The sequence below is a fragment of the Nocardia nova genome (assembly GCF_002933465.1).
In the GTDB taxonomy this organism is placed as follows: Bacteria; Actinomycetota; Actinomycetes; order Mycobacteriales; family Mycobacteriaceae; genus Nocardia; species Nocardia nova_B.
In genome coordinates this window covers 265397-281284 of the sequence record NZ_PSZE01000004.1, presented here as the reverse complement: position 1 = coordinate 281284, position 15888 = coordinate 265397, and the positions used below count along the sequence as shown (strand labels likewise).

The following is a 15888-nucleotide window of genomic DNA, read 5'->3' as shown; positions in this document are numbered from 1 at the left end:
GGCCGCCTCCACTTTCAACGCTACTGAGCATCACGGTCGTGGGCGACCGGCTGACCGTCCTTGTCGTACCACTGCCCACTTGCGTCGCGGGTCCAGCCCTCGAATTCGGTGCCGATGAAGCTATCGACGCCCCATTTTTCACCCAGCCCGAGCGAAGGTGACCGCGCGGGCTCGGGCGGGGCGTTCCGACGCCTCTCGTTGAATTCGGCAAATATCTCGTCGGCGCGTGCCAGTTCTTCTTCGGACGGAACCAATCCGCGCGCCTCCGTTTCCTCCCTGCTGAAGAAGGTGAACCGACCGACTCGTTTCGCCACGACGTATCTCCTAAGGTTCGATCAGGGTGATGATGGTGCGACCAGTTGCCGGGTCGACCGTTTTGCTCTTGCAGTAGAAGTTTGTTCCTGTTTTGAACATGACTTCGTCAGGGGTTCCACCGTAATCGGCGACTTGGCGGCCGCTCTTGCTCAAGATCTGGAACTCGGTGTTGGTGGTGTTCGTCATGATGTCATTGCCGGCACGGCTGCTGCTGTTCATGAATCCGTTTACCGGTGCCGTCTGTCCAGGCTCGAACCTCGCGAGCTCCTGCGGTGACAGCTCGATGTGCCGGGTTACCGGCCCTTGGTATGCGGGCAACTTGTCCAGAGCGGCGTTGATGCGCGCAGCTTCGGCCTGCTGGTCGGCGGTGAGGTTGCCCTCGCGCAGTCCGCGAATCAGGTCGCTGCTGGGACCCCGTGTCAGCATCCATCGCTCGTCGGTGCTCAGTGCCGAACCTGCGCTTCCTCCCAGCCTGTCAGGTAGGAGTCGGCCGCACTGCCCTTCCATGTGGCCATAAGGCCCTGGACTTCAGTGTCCGCAGAGCGAACTCCGGAGATCAGAGCATGTGCGGTTTGTTGGACGAATTGCCCAGCATCGCGCACATGCTCGGGAACCAACGCGAATTCGGCGGCGGCGTCTGCGGATGTCACACCCACACTTTCTCCTACGAACGAATGGATCCGCACAACGGGGCCGCCGGAACTCAACTGCTGCCCAGCTCCGCGGTCAGGCGATCGACATCCGCTCCTTCGACGGAGACGACCTTGTACCCCTCCGCGCGCAACCCATTGTCCCGATCGCTGTCCACGCCTTCGACGAGCACAACGCCTTGATTCAGCCACGCTGCCTCTACCGGCCAGTTCCGCTTTCCACGCTCGACGCCGATCTCCGGCTTTCCAATTCCTCTCTCGCACAGCGTCCGCAGGAGTTCGAGAACCGGCGCCGAGACCAACGCGGGATCCAGGCCCCATGGCCCCTCCGAAACCAGCACATCACCGACCAGGTCGAGTGCGGTGTCACGGAACCAGACCAACGTCTCGCACAGTCGCTTGTAGTCGACTTCGTCGACGATCGCGGTCAGCGGGAAGCCCGGTCGCAGGGCGAGCTTGCCGGCGGGGATGTTCACCTTCGTCAGCTCATTCATTCGGTACCGCAGCTTGTCTCGCACACTGGCGTGGGTGAAGGGGGCACGGTCGGCGAGGTATTGGAATACGACCTCAGCCTTCCCGACCCCACCGTTGCCGGGATACAACGTCAACGGCCAGATCGCGTCGGATGCGGCACGTTCGAGCATGAGGAAGCAACTGGTGGACTTGGAGCCGTACCCGTAGTCCAGATATCCGCCGACGGACTCCCAGAAGTTGAGAAGGTTTCCCACCGCGTCCACCACTTGCTGTGAATTGTTCTGCGCAAGTTGGGAAAAGAACCGATCGCGACGGATCTTGACGTCAGGTGCAGCGCCGTCTTTCTCGGCATCGTCGCCACCGGTCATACCGAGCAGATCCGCCAATTCCCGAGTAGACAATCGCTGCTCGCGGGAGGCTACGCCCTTGTCGCTGAAGATGATTCCCTCCTCGCGCAACACCTCGACGACATCGCCACGGTCCTCGCCCTCGGGCCAGCGAAATCCGGCCGCGACCCGACCGCCGGAATCGAGTACCCGATGCGCGCCGGAGAACGATCGAGTCATTTGCTGACCGACAGCGATCGGGCTCGAACCGACCAGGGCAGCCAAATCGCCATACGACGTCCAGGTGCCCTTCGGGATAGCGGCAACAGCCTGACGAAGCAGAGTCCAATCCCGGGTCATCTCCACCTTGTCGGCTCCGACGGTCGGGCTGGGCCACAGCGCGATCGCCCGGTCGGCCAGCTCGTCTGCGCGCGCTGCGATTTCGGCTACTCCCCAGCTCGTCGTCGCAGCGATACGGCGGTTCATCTCCAGGTGTGAGCCGGCAAGCAAATCCTGCTTGCGTTGGAAAGGATGGTTGGACAGCCGCGAATTCTCCGCGGTCAGCGTCAGATTGCCTAGGGTGTGGACGACGCGCTCGTGCAGCTCTTCAGGAGTGCCCTCTTCGCCGACTCCAACAGCCAAGGCCTGCAGCCATTCCGGCCCAGGTTGCTGCGGAAGAACATGCTCGATGGTGAGCTTGGCGGCGTCGAAGTCGATCGGCTCCGGATGTCCGTAACTCTCCTCGAGTCGCTGTAGCACAAGCCGCCGCTGCTCCGACTTGCCCTGCCAATAGAAGGGTTTCGTCGCAATCGCTTCCCGGAGTTCGGCATCCGTCGCCCAGTAGCGGCGGGGTGCGGACAACGCCTGGCGCAAGCCGTCGACGATCGTCGCATCGTCGGGAAGTTGGCCCGGCAACTCCTGGAACGTCCTGTTCAGGCTTTGCGTCGACCGATGGCAGATCATCCGCCGAACGAGGAACGACTCGATGTACGACAGCGCCCGGACCAGTTCTGCCGCGTCGATTACGCCTTCCTCGCGTCGGTCGAACAACATCATCAGCACCGGGTGCGTGGTCGCGGCCTGCCACTGATCGATTCGTCGAAGGTACCGCCGCACCTCGAGATTCGGCTCACGCTCCGGTTCTACGATGCGCAGGAAATGCTGTGCGCGCCGATACAACTCGCGGACGTATGCCTCGACATCGGATTCCGAGTCATCGCCCTGAAAGCGCCGCTGTTGTGCGATGTACATATCCTGACGACGGACCCGCGCTTCACCGTCGAGCACCAACTTCAGCCACATCAGATGCTCGAGCTGATCATTGGCCAAACTGCGCTGCAGCGGCAGCCAATAGGTCTGGTAGACGTGCTCGCCTCGCGTCGGGAGCCGCATGAACAAGTAGTTGCGCAGGAGGTCCGCTTGGGACAGCTTCAAGCCGGTGTTGTTGAGCGACTCGAAGATTCGATGGACGTTGTCGTCCTTATCGGCGACCACCTGAACCAGCGTGAGCCGCGTCGTAATCGCCTTCTCGATCTGGAGGACTTCGGGTGCGCCCGCCGGACCATCCAGGGCGAGCAACTGGTTACGGAAGTAGCCGTACGCGGCGCTGATTCGATCGCCACCACCGGAGGGCGTCTTCCGCACATGCTCGCCGTACGCACCGCGGTCGGCTTGGGTCGGCAGAAGCCGGAAGAACCCGTCGCCCTCCTGGTACTTGTTGATCAGATACTGCTCGTCGATCCTCTCTCCCTGCCGCGGATCTGTGGCGCCGATATGGTCCCGAATCGCGGCCAGCGCGAGGCTCAACGTCGTCAACCGCTGCTGTCCGTCTACGACCAGCCAACGCGCGAAACTCGCATCATTCAGGGGTGATGGCGCCAGCACCACCGACCCGCAGAAATGCGTAGTGCTCCGGTCTCCCTGCACCAGCAACTCGGCCTGCTCGTAGATATCGCCCCACAGCTGCGCGAGCTGCTTGTCTGTCCATGAATACGTGCGCTGATACAACGGGATCTGAAACTGCTTCTCCCCCTGCACGAGTGCCGCGAACGTAGTCTCCGACGCCTTCATCCCAACCCTCACCCTCGTACGCCCGACCAGCGGCAGATTACCGGTACGGGCGGCGCGTGTTTGCGACAATAGGCTCGCTACACATGTCGTCGTATGACGACAGCTACCGCGCGCCGCCCCGATGACCTCGGCCCCGCGCTGCGTGAGATCAGGGTCGCCGATGGCCTCACACAGTCAGCGCTGGCGGCGCTAGCCGGCGTGGGGCGGCAGTGGCTCAACTCCTTCGAGTTGGGCAATAAGCCGTCGGCACCGCTGGACATGGTGACGCGCGTCGCCTCGGCCTTGGACGTGACACTGGTGTTGGCCCCGCCGGACAGAAGCCGGATGGGCAGGCGGGAGTCCGTCGACGAGGAACCGATCGACCTGGAGGCGCATCTGAAGAAGTTCGAGCGATGAACACCGCGAACGAGCACCAGTTGTACGTGGTAATGAATGGCCGCGTGATCGGCGGCGTCCAGCGCACGGGAAACCGCCGGAAACCAGAGCTGCTCTGGAATCAGAACTGTCCAGACCTGCCCCGGCGCGAAGGGGATGGCTGTAGCTGCGGGGGTTGTATAGGTTGTGCCTGCCTGCGGGGGTCGGGACCACACGGCTGGGAACGCTTGACCGTCGCGAAGTACGAGTGCCCGACCACTACCAGTCGTCTGGACCAGGGGTGAGACGCCCCGGTGCCGTCAGGAACGCGGCAATCCACATCCACCATCGCTATTACATAAGGCAACCCTCAGACGCTTTTACGCCACACTTGTTCAAGGTAGGAGTGGTCGAGCCGGCCGCTGGTTGAGGCTTACGCCCCCGGCGAGCGCCCGTGGAACCGCCCGACGACACACTTCTGGTGGGCACGGCCTTTTGCACGGGCAGTGAGGTGCTCGCCGGATGTAATCTCACGATCATGGTGGACACCCCCTTCGGTCGAGTCATCACGGCGATGGTGACCCCCATGCACGCCGACGGCTCGATCGACTACGACGGCCTGCAGAACCTCGCCGTATATCTCGCCGACCACGGCCACGACGGATTGCTGGTCAACGGGACCACCGGTGAGTCCGCCACCACCACCGACGAGGAGGACTACGCCTGCGTACGGGCGGTGGTCGAGGCCGTGGGCGACCGGGTCCAGGTGATGGCCGGCTGCGGCACCAACGACACCGAGCATTCCACTCGTGCGGCGCGTGAGATGGTTGCCTGCGGGGCCGACTCTCTGCTCGTTGTCACGCCGTACTACAACAAACCGCCGCAGGACTGCATCCTCGAACACTTCCGTCTGGTCGCCGAGGCCGGCGGCGGAGTACCCGTCATGCTCTACGACATCCCGGGACGGACCGGAACGGCGCTGAGCACCGACACCATCCTCCGCGCGGCCGACATTCCCGCCGTGCGCGCCGTCAAAGACGCCAAGGGCGACTTCTTCGAGGCCAGTCGGATCATGTCGAAGACCGACCTGCTCTGGTATTCCGGCGACGACGTCGTCAACCTGCCACACCTCGCTCAAGGCGCGACCGGCATCGTATCGGTGGTCGGTCACGTCGCGGGCGATCGCTACGCGGAGATGATCGCCGCCGTCGACCGCGGCGACCTGTCTCGGGCACGCGAGATCCACCGGCGTCTCATCCCCGCCGTCGACGCGATCATGCACGTCTCACAGGGCGCCATTCAGGCCAAAGCCGCGATGAAAATGCTCGGCGTCATCTCCTCCGATGCACTGCGCATGCCATACCGGCAGGGCCCGCCGGAGCATCAGCAACGCCTGCGTACCGGACTCGAGGAATCCGGGCTGTTGTAGACAGGCACGCGAACACCACCGTGCGGCAGCCTCAATCTGCCCATGCAGCAGGTCTATTCGGCCCGCGAGTGTCGCCAACTGGTCAGGCCTCACAAGCGCTCAGCTAACCGGCCGCCAGACGACGTCACGGTCGCGGTCCTGGTCGCTCTGATCTCGGTGCAGTACGCCCTCGAGCACGCCGCGGATGCGGTCGTGATCCCGCACCTCGACGCTATCGACCGGGCAGCCCATGGATGGGCGTCGCCCGAGCCGCCGACCTGATCACCGACACACAGGAATACACCTTGTGGTCGGCAGTTACCAGGCATGCAGGGCACGAACGGTGATCACGCTCGGATTCATCCTCGCAATCGGCCTGCTGCTCGCCGTGCCGATCCTGTCCGTGACGCTACCGGAACACCGAAACAAGCCGTGAACCGCGCAACGGCTGGCAGCCGCTCCGAGGAGATGGAACCGAACGCCACTCTCGTACGTCCAACAAAGAAGGGTGCGACTTGAAAGTCGGTCATCTCGCTCGTCACCAGGACTCGTTCGGAGCGATGCGTGACCACGCAGGTCAGCCGGCACGCACATGACCAAGGTCTCTCATGAGACTGGCAGGTAGCGGGTGGCCGAATCCGCAAGCCGTTGACCTGGACGTCATGCCCCACGGCCTCACAACACCTACGTTGGACGACAGTCGGCCGATCACTTAACATGACGCCATGAGTGAGGGTGGGGGAACGTTCCAGCTACTGGCCGAGATTTTTCGGTCGTTCCGGACCAGGTGCGTGACGTCGGGATCTATATCTACGGTTTGGCCGATACTCTTTCCGGCGCTTTGGACTCCGCCGACAAGGACGTCGCCGAACTATTGAACGGCAGCTGGACCGGGGATTATGCCGATGAATTCTCCGAAGGTTGGGACGAGGTCCACGACGGCGGCCGCCGGATCTTCGCAGCACTTTCCGAAATGGCCGAGAAACTCGGCGTCACCGCCGACACCTTCGCCACCGTCGACCACGCCAGCGCCGACGCGCTCGGCGTCCCGAAACTGAACTGGTCATAGCATGGGGTCGCAGTTCTCCGTCGATCTGGACCGCCTCGACCAGATCGTTTCCCGACTATCCGGGCTCGCCGCCTTCATCGCCGATCACCTCACCGACATCGAACAACGCGTCGCCACTCTGCAAGGCACCGGCTGGGAGGGTGTGGCCGCTCGCGCCTACGACGACGCACACCACGAATGGATGAGCGGGGCGAAAGAACTCGTCGACGGTGTCCGCGAGATGAGCGACTCCGCAAGACAGGCGCATACCGGCTACACCCGCGCGCTGGAACTCAATCGGCGCATGCTCCAGAGCGGGCAGTAGATGAATATCGACTGGCAGACTTACTACGAGGCCGCCAAGAAATGCCAGGACCTCGCAACAGAACTACGCAGAGCAGACAAACCCGTCCACGACGCTGTCAAAGACGACTGCAATGGAATGTCAGGCGACGCGAACGGCTGCAAACAATGGGGCCAGTCCTACGACCAAGCCGCACACCACACCCTGCAAGCCTCCGCCAGCCTCGCCAACGCCCTCACCAACTACGGTGCCGTGCTCTACGCCCAGGGCTTCCACTGGGGCAACGCCAACAAATCCTACCCACCACGACCCGACACCCGCCAAGTAGGCGACTACACCGTCAACCTGCCCACCTCGGTCCCCACAGACGGCGGACGCGGATTCGACGACCACGGCGGCGTGAAAGCATTCTTCGACAAACTCGTCCTCGAGGTTGCCAACAAATTCGGCAAACTCCCGAATGCCGACGCCGCCAAACTCGACAAAGCGCACACCACCTGGCACACCTTCGCCACCCACCAGACCCTCACCAACGCCGCAGCCGACATCGCCACCATCTCCGCCATGTTCGACGGCATGGACGACGCCACCAACCGGCGGCTCATCCAAGACCACTTCGCCACCCTCAAAACCAGCGCCGACAACGTCGCCACCGGTGCCCAGAATATCGCCACAGCCGCCGCCCAATACCACGACGCCACCGTCTCCTTCGGTCACGACACCGCCAACAAAATCAACTGGCTCGAAGCAGGCGTCGCCGCAGCCGCCGTCGCCGGGATAGCCCTCGCCATCTTCACCGTCGGCATGAGCGTCGAAGCCGCCGGAGAAGGCATAGCAGCGGCCGTCACAGCCACCATCGGAGCCATCCAAGAAGCCTTCTCGTCCAGCGCCCTCGTCGAAATCCTCGGCGTCACGACCCTCGCCGTCGGCACCGTCGCTACCGTCAAAGCCTTCGAAGCCGTTCCCGTCAACGAACTCGAAAAAGACGCCGCCAAACTCGCCGCCATCATCGCCATGAAAGTCATCATCGACGACCACGGCGACGGATCCGGCTCCGCAATCGACGATCCAACCCGAGAGATCGCCAAAAATATCGCTGAACACGCAAATAGCCGAGGACAACAAGGAACCGGCGATCACTATGTCAAGGGCGTGGCTCCCGAGAATCTCGCTGATTATGTCGAAAAGGTGCTGAACAACGAACTTCCGAACGAGGAAACAAGATATCTGTCCAACGGTCGGATCGCCTACTGGGATCCAGCGACTGGCGCAGTTGTCATCGAAAACGGCAATGGCGGATCGGTCTATACTCCAAAAGATGGGCACGACTATTTCGAACACGAACTCAGGTAACCAACACCCGTGCACGGAGGACATATGAGGAACCAGAAAGCCGTGCGGACGTTCCCTCTGAGTGCGACGGACTTCAGCGTTGCGCGGCAGCTGACGTACGAACTTTCGAACGTCGCACAGGACGAGCTTCAAGACATCGGATGGACCGCTGATACAAAGCAGTTCCTCAAAAATCTCATGTATTCGGTTTCTCGCGAATTGGAAGAACCGAAACAAGTACAGTTGACGATTCGAGAGATCGACAACCACACAGCAGCGGAGCTGAATGCGAAACGTCGGTCCGCGGAGCAAAGCGATCCTGAAGCGCCGATCATCAGGACTATCCCAGAAAGCATCGTGAATATTTGGCTCACATCGCTCCGCATAGCATGGCAGCATCTCGGGCCTTTAGAGGGCAGGTACCGAACCGGCTACGACGAGGACGAGATAGAAAACGCTCTGGCCGCCGTAGAAGTAATGGCCCACTGATTAGAACACCATCTAATCATTTTGACCCTACCGGTGGGGCAGGTCACCTCTCCGTGCAGCAGTCCCAATGACCAGTATGCCGCAGCTCTCTGCGCTTCGAGCGGGTGCAAGATCGTATCTCGTCCGTCTGTGAGCGCAGCAGCCGGTAGCTGCCGCGCTGGCGGGTTTCGATCTCGGCGAGGCTGGTCTCGAACTCCCAACGGCAGTTGGTAGGCCGCGGCCGGCTCGGTCGCGGTCACTTCTGCTGGGTCGGCCAGGGTGGTGATCAGCCGGATCGGCCCGGGCAGCTGATCGCTGTCGCGGTTGGCGACCTCGTACTCGACCACCCGGACGATGACGCCTTCGGGGGATATCCATCTGGACGCCGTCCACAGCCATGACCCGCCGACTCGCCAGCCACGCACCCGGCATCCCAGCACCGGCCAGCGGCACTGCGACCCGCCGATACAACTCCCGCACCGGCTCCTCACCCAAGCGGGCACGGGCCTTGCACAACGCTGGGGATGTCGGCACCCGCCAGTCCTGGTCCCACGACCGCAGAAACCACAGCCCGTCAACGAGTTTGCGCATCACCTCCTCGTAGACGTCGTCGAAAAACAACGTCATCGCCAGTACGAAATACACCACCACCCGCGCCGGCAACAACCGCCGCCGCTTCTCGGTCCGACCAGTTCGCCACCAGCACCTCATCGACCAGATCCGGACCCACCACCCGGGTCAGCACACCCAGACCGATCCGGTCGGTCAACCGGTCCGCCGCCTCCACCTCCGCCACGAACCGCCCACCCTACCCCGGAACATACTGTCGCACAGCAGCTCTCACAGAAGGCACGGACGAGAACGAGTCAACCACGCCGACCCAGGCAAACTCCCAAAGTCAATGACATTGGCCCCAAACCCGAGACGGTTCACAGCCCGGTGTGGGCGTTGGACTTCCAGTTCGACTCCACCACCGACGGCCGGGCGGTGAAGATCGCGTCGATGATCGACGAACACACCCGCGAATCCCTGCTGCACATGGTGGAACAGTCGATCACCCCCGACCGGCTCGTCGCGGAGCGCGAGACGGTGTTCACCGCTACCGGCGGGCCGCCGAGGGTGCTGCGGATGGACAACGGTCCGGAGATGATCTCGGTTGCCCTGCAACGGTTCTGCGCCAACCGGGTCGGGATCTCCTACATTCCACCGGGCACGCCTTGGAACAACGGCTTCGTCGAATCGTTCAACCGGCGACTGCGGACCGAGTACCTCAACCGCAACCACTGGACCAGCCTGCTCGAGGCCCGGGTGGTGATCGGCGATTCCAAGGCCGACCACAATCGACGGCACCGGCATTCGGCGCTGGGCTACCTGACGCCGGCCGAGTACGCTGCGGCCTGCACCCACACCCACCACCCGGTGGCCCGCGGGATCAACTGAACACGGCACGAAATCACCTGACTCTATTCCCGGGTGGTCTCGTCATCGGGGACTACTCACGGCGTCGGCCAGCCCAGTCCTGAATCCATCGCTGCACACAGGGCGGCGAGAAAAAGCCGCCGCTTGCTGCGAAAAGTACAGTGAGTAGAGTATGGATAACCCATCCACCGAAGTTGTCAACCCACAATGGAGCACTTCCTACTTTATGGCGTCTCGGACGACTGGGCACCGGTTTCGGAGTTCGAAAAAGCGGTACGACGCTTCGATTCCGAGCACTTTAGCCGAGAGTTCGTTCTCGAGGTGGTCAGGCACTTCGCCGAGTCCGGATATATTCGCTTGGGCGCATTTCCGGGTGGCGGCAAGTCGTGGGAGCCATGGAATGTTTCGATAGACGAGGGAATCGAGCGGATCGCGAACGGTTACAACGACGTCACCGGCTACTTGCATATTCCTGACGATCAGATCAGATCAGATCGGATCGAGTGAAGTCTTCCGAGCGGAGATTACAGACTCAGGCCGGAAAAGGCTCGAGTCGCTGGGAAATCCGTATGAAAAGTACGGCGATCCGTGGCACGACGATCCTTACCTGACCGCTGAGGAGTGGGGGACCCTCCCTATACCGACTGAGAAGCCAGCGCCTCTGCGACACGAGGTCGAAAGCCGATGGCCTGGCACTGCGCACCAGCCAGCGTCCCGCTGCAGCCAGACCGATACCCTTCGAAGGGGACGGCCAAGCCTGCCGATCCACTCCGAAACATGATCAGAACACACGCCCGGCCCCACCGACCTCCCTCCCACCCGCGGCGCTCTGAGACAATAGGAACGTGAGCACCACCATCAGCCACAGAAGTGGACCTCGACTCGGCGACCCGACCGGCGCCGCGACTGGGACAGCGGCGCTCGTCGCCCGGTAATTCGATGTCTGACCAGGAAGTACCGGGATGGCGATCCGCGCCGAAGAACACCGGGGCGGGCGCGCCGAAGGTTGTCCAGCTGCCCCGGCGCCCCCGGCGGGTGGCGCAGGATGCTGCCCAGCCTGCCCGTAAGACGTGGCGTTCGGAGGGCAGCCGCGTCAACGATCCGCCGCCGACCAGACCCGTCATGCGATCGGAATTGCAGCGGGAGACCGGGGCATGGCCAGTGAATCCTGCTGCGGCGTGGCACGGCCCCGCGGTGGCCGATTCAGGCCCTGCGGCGGATGACGCCTGCCCCGGTGATCAGGATGCGAGCGTCGTCGATCTGGACGAACTGCGGCGGAAACGAGCGGGTGAGACTGCCCCAACCGCCGGCATCCGGCGGATCGCCAAACCGCGCCGGATCGGAACCACTGCAGGTGATCGCACCGGCGTCGAGGGCGCCGACGGCGGCAACCGCAACGGTGCTCAGGATTCTTCGTCGCCGGAGGGATATACCGGGCGCCATCGCAAGTAACCAGGCATTCTCGGCCTGTTCCCCGAACGGCGTCACCGTGCGGCGCGCAGCCGCATTCTCACCCCGGCATGGCCGGCTTGTTGTTCAAATTCAGCGGCTCGGTCCGAGGAAATGTCACCGGCAGGGCGGTCAAGGCCCGGTGGAACGGTCCCGGCCGCCAGCTCGGCGCATCCGTTGCGAGCTCGATTTCGGGCAGGGCGTCCAGGAGTTGGTCGATCGCTTCCTGGGCGATCAGATACGCGATCGACTGTGCGGGGCAGGCGTGCGGGCCGATGCCCCAGGCCAGGTGGGATCGATTGCCGGTCATATCGTCGCTGCGAATTACGGGATCGTTGTTGCAGGCGGCCATGCTGATGACAACCGGCTGATTGGCGGGTAGCCAGACGTCGTCGATCAGCATGGGCTGGCGGGGGTAGGTGATCAGGAGGTTCGCCAGCGGCGGGTCGTTGAACAACACCTCGTCCACCGCGTCGCGGGAAGAGAGATTGCCGCCGAGCACACTGCCGCCGAAGCGGTTGTCGGTGAGGACCAGCAGCAAGGTGTTGGCGATGAGGTTCAGCTCGAATTCGATTCCGGTGCCGTAGATCTGGGAGACGTGGTGGGAAACCTCGGTGTCGTCGAGGGCGGCCGGATGTTGTTGCAGTACCGAGGTGATGTCGTTGCCCGGCGTGGCTCGTTTGAGACGCACCAGGCTCATCAGCGCCTCGCCGAGAATGCGGTTGCCCTGTTCGGCGTCGACGCCCTCGAGCAGCTTGGCCGTACCGGCCGCGACCTGCGCGCCGATCTCCGGTGGGCAGCCGAGCATCACGTTCACGAGCTCGAACGCCAGCGGATAGATGTACTGGGTGATCAGTTCCGCCTTACCGTCCTGGCAGAAGCTGTTGATCAGGGGAAGCGTGGCCTTCTCGACCGCCGCACGCAGGGAGTGCAGATCGACGGCGTCGATACCGGCGGTAATGGCCTCACGGTACCGGTGGAAATCGGCGCCGGAACTTCTACTGGCCATCGGGCGCCATTCCAGCAGCGGAAGAATCGGGCAGTCCGAGGGCACCGTCTGCTGCCAGACACGCGGGTCGGCGGGAAAGTGCTGGGGGTCGTTGAGGATTCGTACCGCGGTGCGATAACCGATCACCAGCGTCGCGGGCACGCCCGGCGCCAGTTCGACGGGCGCGAGCGAGCCGTATTTGCTGCGCATTTCGCGGTAGACGCGGTGCGGGTCGTCGGAGAAATCGGGGGTGAACAGCGGGACTCGCGGGCCGTCGGAACTCGTCGGAGAGCCGTGGGCAACGGGACACATCGTCGGGCGGGTCGGGAACTGCGACGTAGTCATCAACCACTCCAGTTGTCGTATCGCACGCTGCGTCGAACTGCATGACGCGATGTCGCGCGTCGAGGGCTGCGGTAGTCGCACCGGACGACCCTGGCCGGTACGACCATCGGCAGCACGATGATCATTCGTGGTAAAGCGTTGGTGCGTCAGACGCCGAGGGCGCCCAGGGAATCGTTGTCGTCGATGGCCGTGGTGATGCGTCGTAACAGGGTCAGGCAGGTTTCGGTCGACTGCATCTTGGGCTGGTAACTCGCGCGCCCGATAGTGAAAGCCCATGCGGCGTAGGCGAACAGCGACTGCTGCCGGTAGAGCAACCAGGCGTCGTCGAAGGCCGGGGGCTTACCGCCGGCCTCTCCCAGTTCGTCCAGGTAGGCCGCCAGCAGGTCCCTGTCCCATAGTCGGCGATCGTCCGGCTCGCAGCCGGAATTGACGGTGTAGGCGAAATCGTGGGCCCATCCGCCCCGCATCACGACCTGCCAGTCCACGAAACCCATGCGACCGGCGCTCGTGCGGTAGGTCTGTCCGATGTGGGGATCGCCGTGCAGCAGCGTCGGCGGAACCTCTTCGGTCGCGATGGTGACCGCCCGCTCGACACCGGCCCACAGCCGCTCGCTGCTGCCGTGCAGGGCGGGTGGAACGACCTCCTCCGCGCGGCGAAGGCCCACTTCGCACCGCTTCTTCATATCGATCGCGGACAGGTACACGTCGAGCATGTACGCCGGGGTGTTGAGGATGTCGATCGCCTCGGATTCCCAGAAGCTGCCGTGCAGGCGGGCGAGATTGCGGACCAGATCCTCGGCTTGCTCGCGGGTGATCGAGGCGGTGGGCTCGCTGAAGACGGCGCCGCGCGTCGCGGCGATGTCCTCCATCAGGGCGATCGACCGCCACGAGGCCGGGTCGGACGCGCCCCAGTATCCGATCGGCGCCTCGATGTCGACGGCGGGGCGGAAGTCGCGGAAGAAGCGGGTTTCCCCGTCGATCATCTTCCCGCCGCCCAGCAGGATTCGCTGGCTGAAACTGGTGGTGGTCTTGGCGAACAATCGGGTCGGCAACTGCGCCTGGGTCCCCACATCGTTGTATTCGACCCGGATCGCCACCCTCGTCGAGGTGCCGCTACTGCCGTCGGACGTCTCGAAGCCCGACACCTCGGCTCCGGGAACATCGCGGCACAGCACCGCGGTCAGCCATTCGGGGGTGAGCTTGTCACCGGAGATCGGTACGTCGGCGAGGGAGCGCAATCTGGGTCCATGAATCTTCTCCCCCAGCATCCGGGTCCCGACGGTGACAGAACGACCGAGCAACCAGAGCTTGTGATTCACGCACGTATCTCGATTCCACTGTAAGACAACGATTATCCGAGCGATCCGGCGCCCCCTCCGATCGCGGCGCCAGAGGCACAGTACCTTACATCAGTCGAAAGCGTTGTAAGACAATGAATTACCGAAGCCGTCATTACTCGTCAGTACATACAGACGAGTCGGGTTTGAGATGCGGCTCCTCTCCCGCGACGGAGCGCACGCCAGCAAGCGATCATGCGGAGCCGGAGTTGCCGGCGCCGACCTGACCGGATTCGGATTTCCGGTCGCCTGCCGCCCCGAGCAGAGCCGCGAAGACGAGGGGCGCGAGTGTCTGATAACCGATCCAAAGTTCGCCGGCCGTTCCGTTCCCCTGCCATGCCAGCAGCAGCGCGACGAGGGTGACAATCGTCCAGCCGGTGTCGTAGCCGATCATGAGCCGCATATATGTGCCCATCGGGCGGCTGCGCAGGTATGCGAATTCACCGGCGCCTGCGATGAGCAGGGCTGCGGCGCAGGCGATTATGAGCCAGGTGGCGACACCGAGTCGATGACTCAGCGATTCGGCGCCGATGATGTAGACGGCGGCGAGCACTAATTTGACGGCGCCGTCGGCAACGACTCCCAGGGCATGCCCGGTGACGGGCGTAAACGACGTGCGGATCATTGGTACCTCTCCGAATCCAGCACCGGCGACGACATTCGGACTCAGGAGACCGGCTCGATGCGAAAGACGGCGCAGCGGCTCGCCGCGCCCGCGAAGCTGTCGGGCGAGCCGGATTCGACCAGACCATTCCTGACGAAAGCTTGTGCACCCCTGGGATTTTGAACAGGAAACGCACGCAGCACCGGTTGGCGCTGCGGTTCGGGTACTTCGATCAGATTCACGATCCGGGATTTCCGGCCGCGAGCGAGCACACCGCGCCCTGCCGCGCGGACATTCTCGACCCATTCGGCGTTCGGATAGGCCTGCACGAGGTACCGGTCGCTGTCGAGCCGTATCGGGGCGATGGGAGTGGTCCGGGGAATTCCCGTCGAACGACCCGCAACGGTGAGCAGGTGGATGGGGCCGAACGGCAGGCCGATGCGATGAGCGGTGACGACGATGCGATTGCGGAAGTCGCGCCGCGAGGGCGACCGATGCGGATTGCCCTTCCGGCGGATGCCGTCGTCGGCCGCGGTGAATCCGACCACCGCGACGATCACCAGAACGAATGCGGCTACGGCGCAACCGGTTCGGGTGAAATGGAACAGTTCCCAGCGTCGCAGGATATCGGCGTAATTCGCCGGCGGGGTGCCGACCGCCCACCGTTTGATCTGCTGGTTGATCGGTACGTTCCCGAATCGCGTCACCAGGAAGGAGAGAAACACCAGCACCGTGGCGCTCGCGGCGATCCGACGCTGCCCTCCCCGCGATCGCACCGCGAGCACCAAGGTACCGAGCACCGCCAGCGCCATCAGCGATTGCATGACCGGGCCGTTGACTCGCATGAGCGCGACATGGAACGTGAACCGAACATCAAGGGGCACTTCACGAAACGCGTACAGCACATTGACGGCGCCGTAGCCGAACGCTCCGGCCAGCAGACCGGGGAACAGGACTGCGGCTCCCCGGACGGATTTCGACAGCATCGAGACTCCCA

Annotated in this window: 17 protein-coding genes and 3 pseudogenes; 10 read left to right on the top strand and 10 right to left on the bottom strand. The window is 63.4% G+C overall.

Annotated elements, in window-relative coordinates; genetic code table 11:
- Window positions 1-20: 20 nt before the first annotated feature.
- From C5E41_RS07460 to C5E41_RS07445, 4 genes are read right to left on the bottom strand one after another with little or no spacing between them, the layout of a single operon-like run.
- Window positions 21-314, bottom strand: a complete 294-nt coding sequence (locus C5E41_RS07460; RefSeq protein WP_104375075.1) for a hypothetical protein — start codon at window positions 312-314, stop codon at window positions 21-23.
- Between the two features lie 10 nt (window positions 315-324).
- Entirely contained in the window at window positions 325-741 is a 417-nt protein-coding gene (locus tag C5E41_RS07455; RefSeq protein ID WP_104375074.1) for a hypothetical protein, read from the bottom strand.
- A 17-nt stretch (window positions 742-758) separates the two neighbouring features.
- Entirely contained in the window at window positions 759-965 is a 207-nt protein-coding gene (locus tag C5E41_RS34390; protein WP_104375073.1) for a WXG100 family type VII secretion target, read from the bottom strand.
- A 53-nt stretch (window positions 966-1018) separates the two neighbouring features.
- A complete protein-coding gene (locus C5E41_RS07445) occupies window positions 1019-3835 on the bottom strand; it encodes a GmrSD restriction endonuclease domain-containing protein (RefSeq protein WP_104375072.1) in 2817 nt (938 codons plus the stop codon).
- A gap of 93 nt (window positions 3836-3928) precedes the next feature.
- Between C5E41_RS07445 and C5E41_RS07440 the strand changes: the two genes are divergently transcribed.
- On the top strand, window positions 3929-4231 hold the full coding sequence (locus C5E41_RS07440) for a helix-turn-helix domain-containing protein (RefSeq protein WP_104375071.1): 303 nt from the start codon (window positions 3929-3931) through the stop codon (window positions 4229-4231).
- Window positions 4232-4353: 122 nt separating this feature from the next.
- Here the strand turns inward: C5E41_RS07440 and C5E41_RS35910 are convergent.
- Window positions 4354-4488 (bottom strand): annotated as a pseudogene (locus tag C5E41_RS35910) (hypothetical protein); the annotation flags it as partial.
- Window positions 4489-4727: 239 nt separating this feature from the next.
- On the opposite strand from C5E41_RS35910, the gene dapA reads away from it, so the two are divergent.
- The 6 genes and pseudogenes from dapA to C5E41_RS07415 all read left to right on the top strand — a co-directional run bounded on the left by dapA (window position 4728) and on the right by C5E41_RS07415 (window position 8770).
- On the top strand, window positions 4728-5618 hold the full coding sequence (gene dapA, locus C5E41_RS07435; RefSeq protein ID WP_104375168.1) for a 4-hydroxy-tetrahydrodipicolinate synthase: 891 nt from the start codon (window positions 4728-4730) through the stop codon (window positions 5616-5618).
- A gap of 42 nt (window positions 5619-5660) precedes the next feature.
- Complete coding sequence (locus C5E41_RS33210) at window positions 5661-5879, top strand: hypothetical protein (protein WP_146097487.1); 219 nt, start codon at window positions 5661-5663, stop codon at window positions 5877-5879.
- Window positions 5880-6375: 496 nt separating this feature from the next.
- Window positions 6376-6666, top strand: a pseudogene (locus C5E41_RS07430) (WXG100 family type VII secretion target); the annotation flags it as partial.
- A gap of 1 nt (window position 6667) precedes the next feature.
- Window positions 6668-6970: a WXG100 family type VII secretion target gene (locus tag C5E41_RS07425; protein WP_104375069.1), complete on the top strand. Its 303-nt coding sequence runs from the start codon at window positions 6668-6670 to the stop codon at window positions 6968-6970.
- Window positions 6971-8302 (top strand): hypothetical protein, encoded by a 1332-nt coding sequence (locus C5E41_RS07420; protein ID WP_104375068.1) that lies wholly within the window; start codon window positions 6971-6973, stop codon window positions 8300-8302.
- Window positions 8303-8326: 24 nt separating this feature from the next.
- Entirely contained in the window at window positions 8327-8770 is a 444-nt protein-coding gene (locus C5E41_RS07415; protein WP_146097486.1) for a hypothetical protein, read from the top strand.
- Window positions 8771-9121: 351 nt separating this feature from the next.
- On the opposite strand, the pseudogene C5E41_RS34850 reads toward C5E41_RS07415, so the two are convergent.
- Window positions 9122-9545: pseudogene (locus tag C5E41_RS34850) on the bottom strand (transposase domain-containing protein); the annotation flags it as partial.
- A gap of 143 nt (window positions 9546-9688) precedes the next feature.
- Between C5E41_RS34850 and C5E41_RS33700 the strand changes: the two are divergent.
- From C5E41_RS33700 to C5E41_RS33205, 3 genes are all read left to right on the top strand, one after another.
- On the top strand, window positions 9689-10189 hold the full coding sequence (locus C5E41_RS33700; protein WP_181063132.1) for an integrase core domain-containing protein: 501 nt from the start codon (window positions 9689-9691) through the stop codon (window positions 10187-10189).
- 186 nt (window positions 10190-10375) lie between these two features.
- Window positions 10376-10675, top strand: coding sequence for a hypothetical protein (locus C5E41_RS07400; RefSeq protein WP_104375065.1), 300 nt, complete (start codon window positions 10376-10378; stop codon window positions 10673-10675).
- A 432-nt stretch (window positions 10676-11107) separates the two neighbouring features.
- Window positions 11108-11620 (top strand): hypothetical protein, encoded by a 513-nt coding sequence (locus C5E41_RS33205; protein WP_146097485.1) that lies wholly within the window; start codon window positions 11108-11110, stop codon window positions 11618-11620.
- Between the two features lie 58 nt (window positions 11621-11678).
- Here the strand turns inward: C5E41_RS33205 and C5E41_RS07390 are convergent, their stop codons facing one another.
- From C5E41_RS07390 to C5E41_RS34385, 4 genes are all read right to left on the bottom strand, one after another.
- The gene (locus C5E41_RS07390; protein WP_104375063.1) at window positions 11679-12950 is read right to left on the bottom strand and encodes a cytochrome P450; all 1272 of its coding nucleotides are present in this window, start codon (window positions 12948-12950) and stop codon (window positions 11679-11681) included.
- A gap of 146 nt (window positions 12951-13096) precedes the next feature.
- On the bottom strand, window positions 13097-14269 hold the full coding sequence (locus tag C5E41_RS07385) for an aminoglycoside phosphotransferase family protein (protein ID WP_104375062.1): 1173 nt from the start codon (window positions 14267-14269) through the stop codon (window positions 13097-13099).
- A 211-nt stretch (window positions 14270-14480) separates the two neighbouring features.
- Complete coding sequence (locus C5E41_RS07380; RefSeq protein ID WP_104375061.1) at window positions 14481-14912, bottom strand: hypothetical protein; 432 nt, start codon at window positions 14910-14912, stop codon at window positions 14481-14483.
- 41 nt (window positions 14913-14953) lie between these two features.
- A complete protein-coding gene (locus C5E41_RS34385) occupies window positions 14954-15877 on the bottom strand; it encodes a nitroreductase/quinone reductase family protein (protein WP_258080809.1) in 924 nt (307 codons plus the stop codon).
- Window positions 15878-15888 lie beyond the last annotated feature (11 nt).

Excerpts from the sequence above, each read along its gene's own strand:
- C5E41_RS07455 (WP_104375074.1), bottom strand. The coding sequence starts at position 741 with ATGCTGACACGGGGTCCCAGCAGCGACCTGATTCGCGGACTGCGCGAG.
- C5E41_RS07445 (WP_104375072.1), bottom strand. The coding sequence starts at position 3,835 with ATGAAGGCGTCGGAGACTACGTTCGCGGCACTCGTGCAGGGGGAGAAG.
- C5E41_RS07440 (WP_104375071.1), top strand. The coding sequence starts at position 3,929 with ATGACGACAGCTACCGCGCGCCGCCCCGATGACCTCGGCCCCGCGCTG.
- dapA (WP_104375168.1), top strand. The coding sequence starts at position 4,728 with ATGGTGGACACCCCCTTCGGTCGAGTCATCACGGCGATGGTGACCCCC.
- C5E41_RS33210 (WP_146097487.1), top strand. The coding sequence starts at position 5,661 with ATGCAGCAGGTCTATTCGGCCCGCGAGTGTCGCCAACTGGTCAGGCCT.
- C5E41_RS07425 (WP_104375069.1), top strand. The coding sequence starts at position 6,668 with ATGGGGTCGCAGTTCTCCGTCGATCTGGACCGCCTCGACCAGATCGTT.
- C5E41_RS07420 (WP_104375068.1), top strand. The coding sequence starts at position 6,971 with ATGAATATCGACTGGCAGACTTACTACGAGGCCGCCAAGAAATGCCAG.
- C5E41_RS07415 (WP_146097486.1), top strand. The coding sequence starts at position 8,327 with ATGAGGAACCAGAAAGCCGTGCGGACGTTCCCTCTGAGTGCGACGGAC.
- C5E41_RS07400 (WP_104375065.1), top strand. The coding sequence starts at position 10,376 with ATGGAGCACTTCCTACTTTATGGCGTCTCGGACGACTGGGCACCGGTT.
- C5E41_RS33205 (WP_146097485.1), top strand. The coding sequence starts at position 11,108 with ATGTCTGACCAGGAAGTACCGGGATGGCGATCCGCGCCGAAGAACACC.
- C5E41_RS07390 (WP_104375063.1), bottom strand. The coding sequence starts at position 12,950 with ATGACTACGTCGCAGTTCCCGACCCGCCCGACGATGTGTCCCGTTGCC.
- C5E41_RS07380 (WP_104375061.1), bottom strand. The coding sequence starts at position 14,912 with ATGATCCGCACGTCGTTTACGCCCGTCACCGGGCATGCCCTGGGAGTC.
- C5E41_RS34385 (WP_258080809.1), bottom strand. The coding sequence starts at position 15,877 with ATGCTGTCGAAATCCGTCCGGGGAGCCGCAGTCCTGTTCCCCGGTCTG.